Origin of the sequence: Butyrivibrio sp. DSM 10294 (assembly GCF_028539135.1) — a bacterium.
In the GTDB taxonomy this organism is placed as follows: domain Bacteria; phylum Bacillota; class Clostridia; order Lachnospirales; family Lachnospiraceae; genus Butyrivibrio.
On record NZ_JANSWL010000042.1, the window covers coordinates 52183 to 71270 of the forward strand.

Sequence of the window (19088 nt, forward strand, 5' to 3'; positions counted from 1 at the left end):
CTACAGGCGATTAACTCAAGCAGGAGAATTAGCTTTTTCATCTGAGGCATATATAGCCTTCAATATTATAGGTGTCAGAATTGAGCTCAATATTATCAACAGGATTACTGCGGTAAAGTATCTGCTGTCAACGATATCAGCTTTTAAACCTCTCTGAGCCACGATAAGTGCAACTTCGCCTCTGGTCATCATACCGACACCAATCTTTAACGAGTCAGAAGTGTTGTACTTAAGGAGCTTTGCTACGATGCCACAGCCTACAACCTTTCCGAGGAGTCCAACGACAACAAATGCTGCCGAGAATGCAAAGATTGTCATGTCAACAGATCTTAGGTTTGTCTGAAGTCCTACACTTGCAAAGAATACGGGGCCGAATAACATATATGAATTTATGTCCATCTTTCTGTCTATATACTCGGAGTTGTCCAGGGAGCTGAGAATAATACCTGCGACATAGGCTCCGGTGATATCAGCTACTCCAAAGTACTTATCTGCAACATAAGACATCGCAAAAGCAAGTGCCAGTCCCATGATCGGGATTCTTCTGGTATGAGGCCATTTTGCTTCTGCTTTTGACATTATCTTAAATATGATCATTCCCACAACAACCGAAAGGGCAAAGAAGGCTACGGTCTTTAAGCAAACAGCTACAAGATTGGCATTTGGATCTTTCAGACCAAGAACAGCTGTAAGAACCACGATTCCTATTACATCATCGATGATTGCGGCGCTCATGATCGTTGTTCCCACTTCTGTGGAAATCTTCCCAAGTTCTTTAAGAACCTGGACTGTTATGCTAACGGAAGTGGCTGTAAGAATAGTTCCTATAAAGAGTGCTTTTATGAACTCGGTTGATCCGGGAGTTGCAAAGCCATAGAAGGCCATGTACAGGAGCGTTCCAAGAACAAGCGGAACTCCAACACCTGTGCATGCAAGGATTGTTGCCTTCAGGCCGGATTTTTTGAGTTTGTCGATATCTGTTTCCAGTCCGGCGCTGAACATCAGAAGAATCACACCGATTTCAGCCATGCCCGACAGGAAATCACTGGGATTAACAAGATTAAGCAGTGTTGGACCTATGAGAAGACCTGCGATGATCTCACCGGCAACCTGTGGCGCATGAAGTCTTCTGGCTATCAGTCCGAATAACTTTGCCATGACGATTATGATAAAAAGATCTCTGAGTATCTGAATTGTATCCATACTTATACCTCCATCTTATTGATGCTAGGAAATGAGTATGATACTTTTTCTTCTCAAAATCAAGTTAAAAAACTATAATCATGGAGGATATTATTTTATGAAGAAAAAGTTTTTAGCGGCACTACTTGCTGCAACCATGGCATTATCAATGGTAGCATGTGGTTCAGGTACAGAAGCGCCTGTGGCAGAAGAGCAGACGCCGGCTCAAACACAGACAGCAACATATAAAGAGAGAACGGATCGTAGAAGTAAATGGGAAGAGAAGGAAATAAGCCTATGATGAACGTGATCCCTCCGAAAAGGAGGAACATTACAGAAGTAAGAAAAACAGAAAACGCTGTATTTCTGCATTCGGAATATGGCATGCTGCGGGTAATGCCTCAGGTGGGCGGTATTGTCCGGATTTCTTTTTCGGAGGACGATACATTTGCAGGAGAGCAGGGTAGTTTTTTTCAGGATTTTGCAGGTAGCCTCCCTTTTACCGTTACAGAGAGCGGGGATGAGATCGGGATCTGTACGGCGGAAGGCACCGTCACAGTAAGCAGAGCCGGCGGAGCAGTAACCTTTCTGGATTCCATGGGACGGAGCCTTCTTCGGGAAGCGCAGGATTTGCCCAGAGAACTGGAAAAGATCACGCTGTATCGCACGATCCCCACGAAGGACCTGCAGGTAGAAGAGATCCAGACCGCCGATGGGGTTAAAAAGAAGGTGAAGGCGGTGGAAAAGGAAGCCTATGGGGAGGCTTACCGCACCCGGACGTATTTCTCCTTTGCAGAGTCTGAAAGGCTATTTGGTCTCGGACAGGGCGAACACGGAGAATGGAATCTCAGGCATGTATCCTATTATGTCCATCAGGGGAACCGGAAAATCGGTATGCCTCTTTTGGTATCCACAGGCGGATACGGTATCCTGCTGAGCACGGAATCGCCGGCACTGTTTTCGGAGAACCATGGAAAAGCCTTTCTGCAGACGGAGGCAGACGCCTATCTGGATTATTATTTCCTCTTTGGAGAGGATCTGTTTCAGGTGGTAAAAAACTATCGGAGGCTTACGGGAAAGGCATCTATGCTGCCACTGTGGGCCTATGGATATATGCAGTCCAAGGAGAGGTACGAAAGCCAGGAACAGATCCTGGATACGGCGGGAGAATTTCGGAACCGGAAGATCGGAGTGGACACTTTGATCCTGGACTGGCTTAGCTGGGAGGATGGACAGTGGGGACAAAAAAGCTTTGACCCCGTGCGATTCCCGGATCCTGCCGGCATGGTGGAGCGTCTTCATGAGCAGGGCATACACTTTATGATGTCCATTTGGCCCAATATGAGCCCTAATACAGAGAATAACCGGGAGTTTCGGGAGCGGGGAATGCTTTTGCACGGAACCGATATTTACAATGCGTTTTCCGAAGAAGCCAGAAAGCTGTACTGGGAGCAGGTAGTAAGAGGGCTGGCACCTGCAGGCGTGGATGCCTGGTGGTGCGATTCCAGCGAGCCGATCTCTCCGGAATGGGAACACATCATGGAACCCTCCGACGGAGAAAAATACGTAGCCTTCAAAGAGGATGCTGCGGCAATCATGCCACTGGAAAAAGCCAATGCCTATGGAAGATACCATGCTATGACCATGTGGGAAGGGATGCGCAGCACCTATCCGGACAAACGAGTGGTAAACCTGACCCGAAGCGGCTGGGCAGGAAGCCAGAAATACGGTACCATCCTGTGGTCCGGTGACACAGCGGCTTCCTGGGAGTGCCTGAGGCAGCAGATCCGGTGCGGTCTGCAGATGGCAGCAAGCGGCATGCCCTACTGGACCATGGATACCGGAGCTTTTTTTGTCAAAGAAGGACCCTTCTGGTACTGGAAGGGGAAGTATCCGCAAGGGATCGATGATGCATACAAAAAACTGTATGTGCGCTGGCTGGAATGGGCGGCGTATCTGCCGATCTTTCGTGCCCATGGCACCGATGTGGAACGGGAACCCTGGGCCTTTGGAGATAAAGGAGATCCGGTGTACGAAGCGATCTGCGAGACCATTCGCGGTCGCTATCGCCTGATCCCCTATCTGTATTCCGTCGGCGCTGCCACCTCCATGGAGGATGGTATGATCATACGGCCACTGTTCTTCGACTTTCCGGAGGATGAACGGGTGTCCGAAATCTGGGATCAGTATATGCTGGGAGATAGCCTTATGATCTGCCCTGTTACAGGAGAAGACGACCAGCGGAGCATCTATCTGCCGAAGGGCTGCGGCTGGTATGAGATGCAAACGGAACAGTATTACAACGGAGGCCAAAGGATTGAGCTTTCCTGCGAGCTGGCGCGCATTCCGGTGTTTGTAAAAGAGGGATCGCTGATCCCTGCAAAAGAGGCTGCCGTCTGCACAAACGCCCAGAAGAATACGGTAACGGAGGTGATCGTTTATCCCGGAAGAGATGCCACCTTCCGCCTGTATGAAGATGCCGGAGACGGATACGGCTATAAACAGGGACAGTACTGCATTACCCAATTAAAATGGGATGATCGGAAAAAAGAATTCACTACCGAAACCACCGGAGATGAGCGCTTCCGGGGTGGAGAGATCCGGTACCGGGTGGTCGGATAAGGGGGTACATTCCCAAAGTATCTGCATAAAATTTCATCCGGGCATAGTGCCCGGATATTTTGAAACTTTAATTGTCGGAATGAAATATAGATGGGGAGGTTTTAGATATATGTGGATCATATTTGCATTGTTATCTGCAGTATTTGCTGCATTAACCTCAATATTGGCTAAGATAGGAATCGAAGGAGTGGATTCTAATCTGGCTACGGCCATCCGAACCGTGGTAGTGGTTGGAATGGCCTGGATTATGGTATTCATAACTCATGCACAGAGCGGGTTATCGACGATCAGCAAAAGAAGCTGGATATTTCTTATTCTCTCAGGTCTGGCTACGGGTGCTTCGTGGTTATGTTATTACAAAGCATTACAGTTGGGAGAAGCTTCTAAAGTAGTACCTATAGACAAACTCAGCGTGGTGATCACTCTGGTTCTGGCATTTGTGTTCCTGCATGAGCAGTTTACTGCAAAGTCAATTATGGGATGCATCCTGATCGGAGCGGGGACGCTGCTGATGGTAATATAATATTCAGGCATGCATCATTGGAGACATTGCGCATAGCATTATCTTCCTCATCTCAACCACGTTTAAAAATATTTATTCATGAATTCGGAACTTACTTCGATACTCTTTACCGGATCATTGTCAATCCAGTTCATGTGAGTTTCCAAAATAACTGCCATAACACCCTTTTCCTTTATGACTTCAGAAAGGCACTTAAGATTCATATTGCCTTTTCCAAGCTCTGTGGCCTTTTCTTTAAGGATGGGTGTCATATATGGTCCTTTTTGAGTGTTTCCTCTGTCATTAATATGCCAGTACTTAAGACGTGAACCGAGCTTTTCTATTATTGGATAGACGTCAGCTCCTCCGTCAGTCATCCAATATGTGTCCAGCTCAAAATTCACATATTCACCGTCAGTGTTTTCTATAATCACATCATAAGCTGTCTTATTCGTTGAAACCTTCTGCAATTCACAGTTGTGATTATGATATAAAAGCTTTACGCCGTGTTCTTTCAGAGCTTTTCCTGCAGTATTTAACCGCTCTGCCAGATTCTCAACCTCGTTTAAATCGCTATATCAAACCTGTACATTCCTGTTATAACAACTACGTCTGTGCCATAGCTTTTTGCAAGATTCGCAACTTTCTCAGGATCTGCTTCTATTGCACCGAGATTTGAATGCATACTGCTTACCTTGAGCCCGCTCTCATAAATAAGCGTATGCCAATCCTGATTACCGCTGTTTCCTATGTCCATTCCACCAAATTTTGTCAAAAGCTTTACTATAAAAGAAGATTTTTCTATCATGAAATCATTTATCTCTATATAATCATATCCGGCAGCCTTAACATGTTTCAAAGCGTCAAGCGTAGTGTCGTAATTATCTGATACTGTACCGAGCATAATCTGCTGCACACCTTTTTTTACAGTATTCTCCTGAGTATTAAGCTGTGCACTGAAATAATCAGCTATTTCTTTTCTTGTAACTTCATAAGGTCCTGCTGTGGCATTTAGATATATATTTCTTATCAAAAAGGCAATAATCATGCACAACACGGCAATTAAGACGGTGAATATCAGCGGCTTTTTTTCCTTTAACTTTCTCATTTTAGATACTTATATTTCCTTTCGGTTTATTTTTGCTTATAATATAATCATCATGTGTTGATTTCAACCGACAAATATTTTACTTCTGTTGATTTCAGAAAAGGAGTATCAATGACTGCCTCAGGAGAGACCAAGATTTTACATACAAAAGAGCGTATAAGAAATTCCCTTATACAAATGCTTGAAAATATCACTATAGAAAAGATAACTATAAAGGAATTATGTATGACAGCCGGCATAAACAGGACAACTTTTTATAAATATTATGGCAGTCAATATGACGTGTTAAACGAAATTGCTTCAATATATATATCTAAAACAACCGCTCTGCTTATGGAGAATTTAGCCGAGGATCGGAAAATAGCTGATGATTTGGTAAATGCACTTCAGTTCATAAAAGACAATGCGGATTTTTTTATCTTATTTCTGGGAAAAGATAACTTAAATCCTATATCAGATATAAGCTCATTACTACCGGATTTTAATAAATTTGTGCTGGCATCTATGCGTAATTCATCTATCACAGAATATGAAAAAAAATATCTGTCCTCCTATGTTTTACACGGAAGTGTCAAAATGATAAGTGACTGGATATCTGATGGATGCAGCCTTAGCTGTCAGAAAATGTGCAGTTTAATATTAAATGCATCTGGAAGATTAATAGGAATATGAATTGTCGTAAATGAAGGGCTGTTCCTGCAGGATAACATTTCCAATCTGTCGCATGTTTTAGGCGGTATTACTGGCGCTATTGTGGGGTACAGGCTGAACAAGAAGTGATGATGTGAGATTCGATTACGGATCGAGGAAGAAATATGCTTAGGATTGCAATCGTAGAGGATGAAAAAGAATACCAGGCAAGTCTTGTTGAGTACCTTAGCAGATATGAAAAAGACCATAACGATAGTTTTATTGTAAGAACCTTTTATGATGGTATAGATATACTGGATGACTATACATCGGATTATGATCTTATCTTTCTTGATATACATATGAAACATCAGGATGGTATGACAACAGCGAAAAAGATAAGAGAATTAGATCCTGATGTGATCATAGTCTTCATAACTGCACTTGCTCAGTATGCGATAGAAGGCTATAAGGTTAATGCTTTGGATTTTATATTAAAGCCGGTTGTATATGAGCAGCTTGTCGTTACAATGGACCGGGTGCTGAAAACATCTGATAAGTTTCGGAAAGATAAGACACTTATTGTTCTTGATGATGGTGCGAAGCGGAAAGTGTCTGTCAGTGATATTTATTACATCGAGGTAGTGGCGCATGATGTATTTGTTCATTGCAGTCTTGGTACTTTGGAGCACAAGCGAAGCACTCTTACCGCAATGGCAGAAGAATTATCGGACTATAATTTTGTAAAAGCGGGCCAGTCTCAGCTGGTTAATCTTAAATATGTTGATCAGATAAATGGAGACATAGTACGGGTTCATGGTGAGGATATTTACTTAAGCAGGAGTCAGAAAAAGAATTTTTTGGCTGCATTTGCGCAGTATGTAGGAGCGGAAATATAGATGGACGGATTCAATTTCAGATATCTGCTGGAGATGCTGATGCCAACTATTGGGCTCTGCATAGTAATTGGAAAAAGAAAAAATGGACTTATAAAGGCAATATGTTGCATTGCTGTAAGTCAGATTTTTAGCTATGCTATGATTTTGGCGGCAAAAAATGTTGGCTATGCCGGAACAGAGATCATAACCGGGATGGCAGGATATGCTTTTACTGTCGGATGGTTCATAGTTTCGTGGTTTTTTGTTGTGGCCTCAATATATTTGTGGACCGAGGTAACGTTATATGAGGCTGTATACATTTTTGCAGTTGGTTATTCCATAGAACATATCTTTTATTGCATAAGGACGTTAGTTGAGTATGTTTCAAATGGTAAAATCCTGGCAGATCAGCCTGTTATATACATGGCGTGTCTCATTGGTTCATTTCTTTTGGCTTACTATTGGTTTGCCAAGGGAACGGTGAAAAATGGCAGGTTTTATGTTGAGACGGTTACTGCTACTTCGGCAACTATCGGAATTCTGCTTATTGTATGGCTTCTTAGTCTGGTATCGGGGATTTTTGGATTTACTTATCTTCATTGCATTTATGCGATCTTGAGCTGCATTTTTATACTTTCTAACCAGCGTGCGCAGCTTATCAGGGAGAATGAAAGGGCGGAGTTTAAGGTCAAGGAGCAGATTTGGAAGGATACTCAGGCAAGATATGAGATTTCAAAAGATGCCATGGCTATCGTAAACCAGCATTATCATGATATGAAACATCAGATAAGTGCGCTGGCTAGTATGGAAGATGATGAGAAGCGGCGTGGGATTCTATCTGAGATGGAAAATGATATAGCGGTGTATGATGCAGTTGTCAGAACAGGAAATGAGTATCTGGATACGGTTCTTACAGAGAAAAAACTGATCTGCCATAGTAAGCATATTCAGATGAGTTGTATCGCAGATGGTTCACAGCTTTCTTTTATGGATGAGATAGATCTTTATACGCTGATGGGGAATGCCCTTGATAACGCGATTGAAGCAAACGAGAAGATAGCGGATACAGCTAGGCGCTGGATTTCTGTTCAGATACAGGACAAAAAAGGAATTGTTCTTGTTGAAATTATTAACCCATATGAAGGGGATATAAAGATGAATGGGGATGTTCCGGAGACATCAAAAGAGGATAAAATAAGTCACGGCTTTGGAAGCGGCAGCATTAAGGCAATCACTGAAAAATACAAAGGCCAGATGATAATAAAGACCGATAATAACAAATATCTTCTCAGGCTGATTTTTACAGAAAATGGCAACTGAATTACCGGATTTGACAAAGAAAAAGCAGGATATGACAAAACCTGCTTTTTTTATTTGCAAAATGATAATCTCATAGCACAGAAAACGCGCATTTTTTAAAGGAGAGGGTTATGAGTAAAGGAAGAAAAATAGTCGGAACAATCATACGCAGCATTCTGATAGTATTTTTGGCCATGATCATAGTTGCGTTAAATAGCATTTTACCAAACTATGCGAGAATGGTTGACAGTATGATAGGTGGTATTAATACGAAGAAGGACAATTCCAAGGTCGATACTAAGGGACTTGATCTTGAGTATAACAAAGCGGATTATACAAAAGATTCAATCAAGGAGGCAGAAGCAGAGCTTCATCAGAGGATTGCTGATGAGGGCACGATTCTTTTGAGTAATGAAGAAAGTGCACTTCCTAAAGCAGCAGATTCAGTCTTTAGCTTTTTTAGTGTTAATTCAGCGACTGTTACTGCTAATGATTCAATGACTGGCGGAAGAAGTCTTAAAGACATTTTCAGTAATGCGGGAGTGGCGTTAAATACAGAATTATTTGAATTTTATAAGGAACAGTCCAAGAACTATGGACTTGGCAGCGGCTCAATATCATATGGTGATGCAGAGGATTTCAGTATCAACGAGGTGCCGCTTTCAGTACTTCTTGAAAATGGATCAGTAATGGATTCGGTAAAAGGAACTGTGCCAGTATATTTTCTTAAGAGAGTAGCAGGCGAAGGAAGAGACATGCCAAGATCCATGTACAGCCATGCATCTTCTGAAGAGGATAAGGCAAGGACATATCTTGAGCCCGACAGCACTGAACTTGAGATTCTGTCATATCTGAATGAGAATTTTGATGAGATTATTCTTGTCAGCAATTCAAATGCAGCGCTTGATTTTGATTTCATTAAGAATTTTCCTAACATAAAAGCAGTTATCTCAGCTACAGCAATAGAGTCACTGCCATACATTTTGACAGGACAGGTGAACCCATCAGGAAGGACTGTTGATACATTTGCTTCAGATCCTCTTTCTTCACCTTCTGCTATGAACTTTGGTGACTATCAGTATTCAGACTCAAACGGGAATCTGACCAAGTACAATTATGTTACATATGAAGAAGGTATCTACGTAGGTTACAAGTATTACGAAACCAGATATGAGGATGTTGTTTTAAAACAGGGAAATGCCAGTGATTATGATTACACATCTGAGGTTGTTTATCCTTTTGGATATGGACTTTCATATACAACATTTGAGTGGTCAGACATGGATGTTTCCTGGAGTGATGATACATGTAATATCACAGTAAACGTTAAGAATACAGGATCTGTATCCGGTAAGGATGTTGTAGAGATCTACGCTCAAAGTCCATATACTCAGTATGACATTGATAATGGTGTGGAAAAATCATCTGTTCAGCTCGTGGCTTATGAAAAGACTGGGGAACTTGCTCCGGGGGAAAGCGAGACAGTAAAGCTTTCGTTTGATAAGGCACAGCTTAAAGCCTATGATTCAAGCAATGCAAAGACATATATTTTTGACGCAGGCGATTATTACATCACAGCTGCAAAGAACGCTCACGCAGCTATAAACAATATTCTTGCGGCAAAAGATGTATCATCAGCTCTTGTCAGCACATCAGGCTTGTCTTCAGAGAATGTGACTAAGGGCGGAGATATTTCTTTTGTAAGCCTGTATACTCCTGATAATGCAGATGTAGATACAGTTACTTATGCAAAAGACAGCTACTCAGGTGTAGATATTACTAACAGACTTGATGATGCAAGAGGTGAGAATACCTATCTTACAAGAAGTGACTGGACAGGTACTTTCCCAACACATGATGGAGTACCAAGTGCTCAGATAAGCACATGGGGAAATGAGATAAATGGAAGTGACGGAGTATCTTATACGTATACAAAGACTGCTTCAGAAGAACTTATAGCACAGCTTGACAGTTTTGATTCGGGAACGACGGTAGATAAGGCATCACTTTCAGAGACTAAGATTGTATACGGTGCTGATAATGGACTTAAGCTCATCGACCTCAGAGGCCTCGATTATGATGATCCATTATGGGATGATCTTTTGGATGAACTTACAGCTGAGGAAATTTATAATGCCATCGGTGTAAGTGGATATGGAATCGAATATATTAAATCTATAGAGAAGCCATATAACATAGATGCGGATACAGCGGCAGGTCTTATCTATGGCGGAACCGGGGCTATGTTCCCGAATGCAATGACACTGGCACAATGTTGGAACCCTGCCTTGGCTCTTGAGTTTGGAACGATGATAGGTAATGAGGGACTTCTTGGCGGCGCAGACGGATGGTATGCTCCTTCAATGAATATACACAGAACTCCTTTCTCCGGAAGAAATGGTGAGTATTATTCAGAAGACGCCTTCCTTTCAGGCGTAGTTGGCTCAAATGCAGCATACGGAGCTGCTTCCAAGGGTATGTATACTTACATTAAACATTTTGCATTCAATGATCAGGAAAATCACCGTGGAGACAGGGATGGCCAGTACAGTATTGCAACGTGGTTAAATGAGCAGGCTGCCAGAGAGATTTACCTTGTTCCTTTTGAAATGACAATGAAAGCCGGAAACGTGACTCTTAATTACGTTGAGAAGCAGGAAGATGGAAGTTATAAGAAGGCTTCTAAAGAGATAAGAGCTTCGCAGGCAGTCATGACCTCTTTTAACAGAGTTGGTGCTACATGGGCCGGAGGAGATTATGGTCTGCTTACCGGAATTCTGCGAAATGAATGGGATTTTGATGGCCTTGTTATGACAGATAATGCTAATACAGGTGTCTTCATGGACGGCTATCAGATGACTGAAGCGGGTGGAGATGTGAAACTTACATCGCTTCCTTCTGCAGCCAGATATAACTTTGATAAAAATGATCCTGCAACATATTATTACGCAAGAGAAGCAATGCATCATACTCTTTATACTGTAGTCAACAGTAAGGCCATGAATGGCGCCATGCCCGGAACAGTTATCAAGGACGGCACAAGAACTACTGATCATTTGGTGAGAATTGTAACTGTTGTATGCGTGCTGCTGATTGTTCTTCAGATCTATAAGATATTCAGGCTTTACAAGCCTACAGCTAAAAAGCTCGCAAAGCTTAAGGAAAAAGCTGAGAAAAAGGCCGCAAAACAAGGCAATACCTAATTGATAGATAACATAGAAAAATACCACCAGTCCCGGTCAGGCTGGTGGTATTTTGATGCGCTTTGGCAGCAGTTAAAAATGCAGTTTATACAGTGGTTACAGGTTTTCCTTGAGCAAGTTATACTTGAATATCCATTACCAAACGGAGCCAAGGTTAAATTTTTGGACGACAATGTTACATATCTTGGTAACCAGCTTGAGTCAGAGTTTGGTGGAGACAGATGTTTCGGGATTTTTGCAAATATGGATTTCATAATGGTATGCACATATGAGGCAGAGGGTGCAAATCCAGAACTTGTTCTTTATAAGAAAAGATAAGGTAAAAATGCGGAAGTAGTAGGAAGAGCGGAGTGAAAAAAAGAGATTCTGCCAATCAGGTAGAATCTCTTTCTATTATCCTGCAAGGAAGTCGCACTTCGCCTCGCAGGATGTCTTCTTTATGTTCAATTTTTGAAATCAAGCCTTCGGCTGATTTGTAGCCGATATCAAAAAGAGGGGGTTCAACAGTTGTGAGTGTTGGACGACACACTGTTGATAATTCCCTGTTATCAAAGCCAATAAGTGCAATATCCTTGCCAACCTGAATCCCGGCATCATTGCAGGCATCTATTACGCCCATGGCCATTTCATCGTTATGGGAAAAAATAGCAGTCACATGCTGCTTGATAAGTTTCTTGGTGGCGTTGTAGCCACTGTCTCTTGACCAATCACCATTTACTACATACCCGGGATTGTAGGGGATGTTATGATCATATAAGGATTCCTGATAACCTGTTAGTCGCCATCTGGTGTGAACACTGCTTACTTTGCCGGTTATGGTGGCTATTTTTTTGTGCCCTTTTTTGATCAGAAGAGAAACTGCTTCATAGGCGGCGTGCTGATCATCATACAAAACAGAAGGAATCGCAAGGGATGGAGAAATGCAGTAAGCGCATACGAAAGGAATATTGATTTCAAATATGCTTGGTACTACTCTGTGAGAATGGCAGCCAAGATAAATAATTCCATCAACCTGCATGGAACTCATGTGTGAAACTGCATTGTTTTTGATTTCTGAGTATCTATCCTTGTCATTGTCAGGATCAATACCAAGAGTGTTTATGCGAAGATTTTCCAAGAGATAACGATAACCCTTCTCTTCACAACAGGCTCCGATGCCGTCTATTATTGGAGGAGTGTTGAATACGGTAAGGTCCTCTGCAAGGATCCCAATTGTCCTGCTGAAACCGGTTTTTAGATTTCTGGCATAGAGGTTGGGATGATAATTAAGCTCCTCAGCAATTTCCAGAATTTTCCTGGTGGTCTCTTCACTTATATTTCCGGTGCCATTTAAAACCTTGGATACTGTTGCGACAGATACCTGGGCTTTTTTGGCGATGTCCTTCATATTAGACACAGTTCGTCCTCACTTCCAAAATACTAATTACAAGATAATGGTAAACGTTTTCTTAATTAAAAACAACCAAAAAATTGCTCGCAATATTATTGAAAATTGCTATTTACATATATAATGCAACAATATAAAATCCAAATTAAGGTAAACGTTTACCTTAAATGAAATTGGGGGATGAGTTAAATGAGTATCATGAGTTGTAGCGAGGACTACAGCTTTAAATATGAAAAGGGAAAACGTTAACTTTGCACACAACTAGAAGGAGGAAAAAAATGGGGGAAAAAGTTCGTGTGGGTAAAAAACGTGGCGCAAAATGCCTTGCAGCAATCCTTTCAGCCGGAATGCTTGTGTCACAGATGGCTATTGGGGTAATCGCTGCGGATCAGGGGAATCTGACCACGATTGCAAGCGCAGCTGATGAGGCATCTGAAGAATTATCTGTAGGATCGACAGACAGACAATCTGACGAATCATCAAAAGAATCATCACAAGAGACAACAGAAGAAAGAACAGAAGAACCTGGGGATGCATCAAATGAGGCAGCAGGTAACTCATCAACCGAGGAGGCTGAAGATAATGCGTCAAACAATGCGTCAGGCAATGCATCATCAGAGGCTTCATCAGAAGCATCATCCGACAGCGCATCGGCTGAAGAGTCAACAGATGCATCTACAGAATTATCATCACAAGAAGCTACAGACAGTGCATCAACTGAGAATTCTGCAGATCAGGAGGTGTTTGGAGCAAGGAAACTTGCCGAGAACTTTGATGGCGAACTATCAGAAAACGGTGGAACAATTTCTAATGAATACTTCCAGGTTTCAGTAGGCAAGTATGGCCAGATCACAACTCTTAAGCTGGTTGGAGATGAGTTTGATACAAACTATGTAATGAACGAGAGTAACACTCCTTCTCAGAATACATCAGGTCATGAATGGCTTGGAGAGCTGATGCTGGCAACAAAGAGTGGCGACGGCAGAAACTATAGGGATGAGAGAACAGCCAATTCTGGTGACATTCGTAAAATTTTTGTCGACAATGAGCAGAAAAAGATCACTGTAGTCTATGATCCTTCCCTTGATAGTAGCGTTTCCACAAAAGAGATCAATGACCTCCTTATTGTTGAAACCTATCAGCTGGTAGGAGAGAAACTAAAGTGGGACATCAGTTTAAAGAACATCACAGGCGATGATATTATCGTAGGCGATCTGGGACTTCCTCTTCCTTTCAATGAGTTCTGGACAAGAGGAGATCAGATTTATGAGACAAGATCCGTTGATCACAGCTTTGTGGGACAGAATGGTTCTTACATTTATGTAACAAGGCCAAGCGGAGCGGGAAGATTCCTTCTGATGACACCAGACCAGAATACTGATGCAGGATTTGAGTATCAGGATCACTGGCGCACTAATGAGCGTGAAAGCTATGAAGCTGCGTGGTGTCAGGATCAGTCAGGATGGCAGAACGGACTTAATGTCTTTTACATTCATTCTGATAATATCAAAAAGACTAACCGGGGATACCTGCCTAATACCAGTCTTACCCTTGGGCAGGGAGAGGAAAAGAACTACACCTTTAACTTCAGTGCAGTTCCAAATCAGGAGTCCCTTGGATCAGCCCTTTACAACGAAGGGATTATTGATGCGGTAGCTGTTCCGGGCATGACTTTTGCAAGAAATATGCCGGCCAAAATGTATCTTCACACGACAATAGATCCGGAGGATATTTCTATAGATATCAAGTGCCCGGATCAGCTTGATCTTTTTGCAGGGCACGCCTCTACTGTAAGTTCAACCCTTCCTCATCAGGGCGATGCAACAATGACCTATGAAAGGACGGTAGAAAAAGACGGTGAGCAGTATCACGTATATGATCTTAAGTTTTACGATCTTGGCCACCATAACGTTACAGTAAGCTGGCAGGATAAAAAGACAACCTTCCAGTTCTACATCATGGATGACATAGACGGGGCGCTGGAAACTCATTCAACTTTCATGGTTGACAAGACACAGCTTGATCTTCCGGGGCAGACCGGAGATAAAGTCTTTGATGACTGGATGATGGATCAGAAGACTACCAGAAACAATGTAGAGCGTGACTACTTTAATATGAGCTATTGGGGCTGGGGAGATGACTGGGGATTAACCCATGGAACGTTCCTTGCTGAAAAGAATGTATATCAGCCCAAGGCATCTGAAGTAGAAGCACTTGATGAATATCTTGATAAAGCTATTTGGAATGGTCTCATGCAGGAACATCATAATGACTATCTGGTACATGACTTCCTAATGAATGAGCCAAACGCATCACCTACTTATAGAGGATATGCTTACCCTCATATTTATAACACCTATTTCATGATGTACAAGATAGCCAGCAAGTATCCGGATCTTGTGGACTATAAGGAAACACCTGATACATATCTTTTAAGGGCCTATAACATTCTATACGCTCTGTATTACGGGAACGGTGTAGCCTATAACTGGAGCACTGGTGTTATGGGAGAGAGCACAACACCGGCAATCATAGATGCTCTCAGAGCAGAAGGCTTTGAAACTCAGGCACGTAATGTAGAAGCAATAATGAACGAAAAATATAACAGCTTCAAACGCCAGAGATATCCTTATGGTTCTGAGTACTCATACGACAATACAGGTGAAGAAGCCGTTTACGTTCTGGCCAAGATGCAGCTCGAGGCGGGAAAAGATACAACTAATGCAGAAAGAATGTTGTCAGCTATTGACCTTAAGACAAGAGCCTGCAGAGGAACTCAGCCTATATGGTACGAATATAGTGTTCCTGTAACTAACTGCGGTGAGAACTGGTGGCAGTTCCAATACTCTATGTCCCTGGTTGGATTCTGTATGGATGACTATATCCGTTATCAGAACAATGGCCTTTCTGGTGAAGAAAAGGCAGAGGCTCAGAGACTTAGCTATGCAGCCAAGCTTGGAAATCTGACCTGTATCAATTCAGGACAGATAGATGCAGATTCTGAGAACATTGGTGCCGCAGCTTGGACCTATCAGGCTGAGATGGGTAATCTGGGCGGACAGGGAACTGGCGGTGGAAAACTCCATAATGGCTGGAGACAGATGACAGGAGAGGCTGACCTGGGATTATTTGGTGCTGTACAGATTCTTTCATCAGACGTTGCTGAGGATCCTATATTTGGACTCTTTGGATATGGCTGTGAAGTATCTGAGAATAACGGTCAGTATGTAGTAATACCACTCGATGGTCTTTATACAAAGCTTAATCTTATAAATGAAGAATTATATCTGGAACTTGAAAGAGATCAGTATACTACCGCAACCATAAGTGACAGCAAAGACGCTCTTTCTTTTACCATCAAAAACCTCGAGGAAACAGGTCACACTTCAGAAGTTACTCTATATGGTTTAAACGAAGGGGCCTACACACTTCTGGTTGATGGAGAAGCTCAGTGCGGATTTATAGTTAATTCTTCAAAGGAAGAAGTTACAGTGCCTGTACGGCTATCGGGGGCACAGCTTCAGGAAGTACAGGTAGTAGCCGGAGCCTTTGAAGGCAGCGTGGTAGTAAATGCAGGTAAAGATTTCACAGCTGATATCTATGACGAAGTAAAGCTTGCAGGAACTATAACAGATAGCAGTAATGCAGCTAATAAGATTTCTGGAACATGGACTGTTACTGCATCTCCGGAGGATGGAAGTGCAATTCTTGCAACACCTGATAATCTCAGCACTTATGTAATCTTTAGTAAGGCTGGCGCTTATGAGTTTACACTTACCGCTTCTACAGGAGAGTCAGACAGCGTAGTGGTTACTGTAACAGATGATAATCAGCTTCCTGAGCTTATAGCAGAGTATACCTTTGACAATATAAGTGGCAAAAAGATATTAAACGAAGTTGAAGGAGGCAAGGCTGCCGAGGCAGTTGGAAACTTTGCTACAGGTAATGGAAAAGATGATACTAAAGGGCTTAGTGTAAACGGAAGCAATTCAAGTGGTTATGTAAGACTTGATGAGAGCCTTTTCAAGAGACTTAATGAAAGCACCATAAGTGCTGATATTAAGCTCAACGCATCTCAAGGTAATGGGGCCAAGGTATTTAGCCTTGATGATAATGCAGGCAAAAAGATTGCTATTTCTTTTGAAAATGGAAATGAACTTGTTCTTTCAATAAATGGAACAGCCTACAAGACAGGAGTGGCTATATCCAAGGATTTCTGGAAGAATGTAGCACTTACACTTGATGGACAGACAGCAGTTGTTTACGTGGACGGCTATGAAAAGCTCAGTGAGCCTTGCACACTTACACTGGGACAGCTTTCCTCTAATCAGTCAGATTACATTGGAAGAGGAACAAATCAGACAGATCCATACTTTGATGGAATTATAGATAATTTCAGAATCTATTCTGTAGCACTGGATTCTCAGATAGCACTTGAAATTTTTGGAACCGGTGAAGAAGTTACTATAACTTCCGCAATAGCAGGAGATGTGGTCACACCGGTAGGAAAGGCACCTAAGCTGCCTACACAGGTGCAGGTTCTTTATTCAAACGGCTTGTTTGAAAAAGCAGATGTTACATGGGCTGAAATTGATCCTGAGAAATATAGCAAGGCTGGAGTATTTACAGTAACCGGCCGGGTAGCAGGATATGATGTAACAGCCACATTAACAGTAATGGTTGTAAATGGAAGCCTTGTAAATCTGGCTGAAAATGCAGTGCCTTCTGCTATTTACGAGAATAGAAATGATCTTGGCGGATGTCCGACACTTAACGACGGCTACGAGCCAACCTCCAGTAGAGATACAAGCCATGGCGCTTGGCACAACTGGGGCGGCAATAATGGCGCACAGGCATGGGTACAGTACACTTGGGAAGAGGAACAGATACTTACAGGAACTGACGCTTATTATTTCAGAGATGGAAATGGAAACTTCAATCCTGCATCAGTTAATTACTATTATCTTGATGCTGATGGAGTAACATGGAAGAATTTCACAGGCGTTGAGGGGCTTGGAGTTGAGCTAAACAAGTATAACAGGACCACATTTGATCCTGTCAAGACTACAGCAATCAGGATGATCATGAATCCACAGAACCTTGGCAGTGGCGTTATCGAATGGAAGGTTTACGGATATGGAGATGCGCTTTCAGCGGCCAAGCAGGCACTGAAAGATGATATCAAGGCTTATAAGCTGGTAAAAAAGACACATGTAATAGAAGGCTTTGATGGTCTTACAGCTGCTATAGCTGCTGCAGAAGAACTCCTCAAGAAAGAAGATGTAAGTGATACAGAACTAAGAGCAGCTGATGAAGCTATGGCTTCTGCATTTGCAAATCTCAAGGTTGAGGGCGATAACCTTGCATTTATCGCACAGCTGTCAGCCTCACATACATCCGGTTGGGAATCACTTCCTGCAGTTAACGACGGTAATCTTCCAATAGATTCCTACAACAGCAGGTATGGTCACTGGGGAACCTGGGGAAATACTTCTGCAAGAGAGTCTTTAACATATCTTTGGCCAACAGAAGTTACCTTTAATACCTCCAATATGTACCTGTGGTATGACGGATCTGAGATTGACAATGGTGGAATCAAATATCCTTCTCAGATCACCTACGAGATTATTGATGAAGATGGTAAATGGCAAAAGATTGCAACTGTATCTGCAGCAGAGCTGATTGTTGATGACTTTACAGTATCAGAATTTGAGAGCATCACTACAAAAGGCATCCGTGCTACATTTACAAAACTTGAAAGTGACAACACAGGAGTAGGTGTTCATGAGTGGCAGATAGTAAATGTGGAAAAAGAGGAGCCTGTAAAGGCGACACTTATCAGAAAATATGGTTCATACTATCTGGTTACTGAGGATGGAACAAAACTCACAGGCCTTCAGATGGTAGAGGGTTCTTATCGCTACTTCAAGGAGCCAAAAGGAACAATGGCTATAAGCCAGTTCGTAACAATTGATGGAGAGACATACTATTTTGACTCAGAGGGACGAATGGTCACAGGATTTATGACCAAGTGGACATGCACCTATTATTTTGATGAAAAGGGCGTTCAGGTCACTGGCAGAGTTTATGAAGTAGAAGGAGAGAAGTACTACTTTAATAAAAAGGGACACAAGGTAGTAAGTTCCTTTGTTGACCTTGAAGATGGAAGACATTATTTTGATTCAGAAGGTCATATGGTAATAGGCAGAACTATTACAAAATGGTTTAAGAAGTACACCTTTGATGAAAACGGAGTGCTTATTAACTAAAAAATATG

13 protein-coding genes are annotated in these 19088 nt (G+C 42.3%); 9 read left to right on the top strand and 4 right to left on the bottom strand.

Annotation, left to right across the window (positions count from 1 at the left end; all coding sequences use genetic code 11):
• Window positions 1–15: 15 nt before the first annotated feature.
• Complete coding sequence (locus tag NXH67_RS03420) at window positions 16–1203, bottom strand: cation:proton antiporter (protein ID WP_272796398.1); 1188 nt, start codon at window positions 1201–1203, stop codon at window positions 16–18.
• A gap of 37 nt (window positions 1204–1240) precedes the next feature.
• On the opposite strand from NXH67_RS03420, the gene NXH67_RS03425 reads away from it, so the two are divergent.
• From NXH67_RS03425 to NXH67_RS03435, 3 genes are all read left to right on the top strand, one after another.
• Window positions 1241–1483: a hypothetical protein gene (locus tag NXH67_RS03425; RefSeq protein WP_272796399.1), complete on the top strand. Its 243-nt coding sequence runs from the start codon at window positions 1241–1243 to the stop codon at window positions 1481–1483.
• The gene (locus NXH67_RS03430; RefSeq protein WP_272796400.1) at window positions 1456–3804 is read left to right on the top strand and encodes a glycoside hydrolase family 31 protein; all 2349 of its coding nucleotides are present in this window, start codon (window positions 1456–1458) and stop codon (window positions 3802–3804) included. Before NXH67_RS03425 ends, NXH67_RS03430 begins: the two co-directional genes overlap by 28 nt.
• A gap of 109 nt (window positions 3805–3913) precedes the next feature.
• Window positions 3914–4327, top strand: coding sequence for an EamA family transporter (locus NXH67_RS03435; RefSeq protein ID WP_272796401.1), 414 nt, complete (start codon window positions 3914–3916; stop codon window positions 4325–4327).
• Window positions 4328–4389: 62 nt separating this feature from the next.
• Here NXH67_RS03435 and NXH67_RS03440 read toward each other — a convergent pair whose 3' ends face one another.
• Both NXH67_RS03440 and NXH67_RS03445 read right to left on the bottom strand, forming a co-directional pair.
• On the bottom strand, window positions 4390–4857 hold the full coding sequence (locus NXH67_RS03440; RefSeq protein WP_330676578.1) for a sugar phosphate isomerase/epimerase family protein: 468 nt from the start codon (window positions 4855–4857) through the stop codon (window positions 4390–4392).
• A gap of 14 nt (window positions 4858–4871) precedes the next feature.
• Complete coding sequence (locus NXH67_RS03445) at window positions 4872–5414, bottom strand: hypothetical protein (protein WP_272796402.1); 543 nt, start codon at window positions 5412–5414, stop codon at window positions 4872–4874.
• A gap of 111 nt (window positions 5415–5525) precedes the next feature.
• Here NXH67_RS03445 and NXH67_RS03450 point away from each other — a divergent pair, with 111 nt between their 5' ends.
• The 5 genes from NXH67_RS03450 to NXH67_RS03470 all read left to right on the top strand — a co-directional run bounded on the left by NXH67_RS03450 (window position 5526) and on the right by NXH67_RS03470 (window position 11742).
• The gene (locus NXH67_RS03450) at window positions 5526–6086 is read left to right on the top strand and encodes a TetR/AcrR family transcriptional regulator (RefSeq protein WP_272796403.1); all 561 of its coding nucleotides are present in this window, start codon (window positions 5526–5528) and stop codon (window positions 6084–6086) included.
• A gap of 143 nt (window positions 6087–6229) precedes the next feature.
• Entirely contained in the window at window positions 6230–6943 is a 714-nt protein-coding gene (locus tag NXH67_RS03455; RefSeq protein ID WP_026668803.1) for a LytR/AlgR family response regulator transcription factor, read from the top strand.
• Entirely contained in the window at window positions 6944–8242 is a 1299-nt protein-coding gene (locus NXH67_RS03460) for an ATP-binding protein (protein ID WP_022779433.1), read from the top strand.
• 110 nt (window positions 8243–8352) lie between these two features.
• Window positions 8353–11424, top strand: coding sequence for a glycoside hydrolase family 3 N-terminal domain-containing protein (locus tag NXH67_RS03465; protein WP_272796405.1), 3072 nt, complete (start codon window positions 8353–8355; stop codon window positions 11422–11424).
• Window positions 11425–11742: a hypothetical protein gene (locus NXH67_RS03470; protein ID WP_272796406.1), complete on the top strand. Its 318-nt coding sequence runs from the start codon at window positions 11425–11427 to the stop codon at window positions 11740–11742.
• A 55-nt stretch (window positions 11743–11797) separates the two neighbouring features.
• On the opposite strand, the gene NXH67_RS03475 is transcribed toward NXH67_RS03470, so the two are convergent.
• Window positions 11798–12811, bottom strand: coding sequence for a LacI family DNA-binding transcriptional regulator (locus NXH67_RS03475; RefSeq protein WP_272796430.1), 1014 nt, complete (start codon window positions 12809–12811; stop codon window positions 11798–11800).
• 278 nt (window positions 12812–13089) lie between these two features.
• On the opposite strand from NXH67_RS03475, the gene NXH67_RS03480 reads away from it, so the two are divergent.
• A complete protein-coding gene (locus NXH67_RS03480; protein ID WP_272796407.1) occupies window positions 13090–19080 on the top strand; it encodes a DUF5695 domain-containing protein in 5991 nt (1996 codons plus the stop codon).
• The last annotated feature ends 8 nt before the right edge of the window (window positions 19081–19088 follow it).

Coding starts and splice junctions, on each gene's coding strand:
- NXH67_RS03420 (WP_272796398.1), bottom strand. CDS start 1,203: ATGGATACAATTCAGATACTCAGAGATCTTTTTATCATAATCGTCATG.
- NXH67_RS03435 (WP_272796401.1), top strand. CDS start 3,914: ATGTGGATCATATTTGCATTGTTATCTGCAGTATTTGCTGCATTAACC.
- NXH67_RS03455 (WP_026668803.1), top strand. CDS start 6,230: ATGCTTAGGATTGCAATCGTAGAGGATGAAAAAGAATACCAGGCAAGT.
- NXH67_RS03465 (WP_272796405.1), top strand. CDS start 8,353: ATGAGTAAAGGAAGAAAAATAGTCGGAACAATCATACGCAGCATTCTG.
- NXH67_RS03480 (WP_272796407.1), top strand. CDS start 13,090: ATGGGGGAAAAAGTTCGTGTGGGTAAAAAACGTGGCGCAAAATGCCTT.
- NXH67_RS03445 (WP_272796402.1), bottom strand. CDS start 5,414: ATGAGAAAGTTAAAGGAAAAAAAGCCGCTGATATTCACCGTCTTAATT.
- NXH67_RS03475 (WP_272796430.1), bottom strand. CDS start 12,811: ATGAAGGACATCGCCAAAAAAGCCCAGGTATCTGTCGCAACAGTATCC.
- NXH67_RS03450 (WP_272796403.1), top strand. CDS start 5,526: ATGACTGCCTCAGGAGAGACCAAGATTTTACATACAAAAGAGCGTATA.
- NXH67_RS03460 (WP_022779433.1), top strand. CDS start 6,944: ATGGACGGATTCAATTTCAGATATCTGCTGGAGATGCTGATGCCAACT.
- NXH67_RS03430 (WP_272796400.1), top strand. CDS start 1,456: ATGGGAAGAGAAGGAAATAAGCCTATGATGAACGTGATCCCTCCGAAA.
- NXH67_RS03425 (WP_272796399.1), top strand. CDS start 1,241: ATGATACTTTTTCTTCTCAAAATCAAGTTAAAAAACTATAATCATGGA.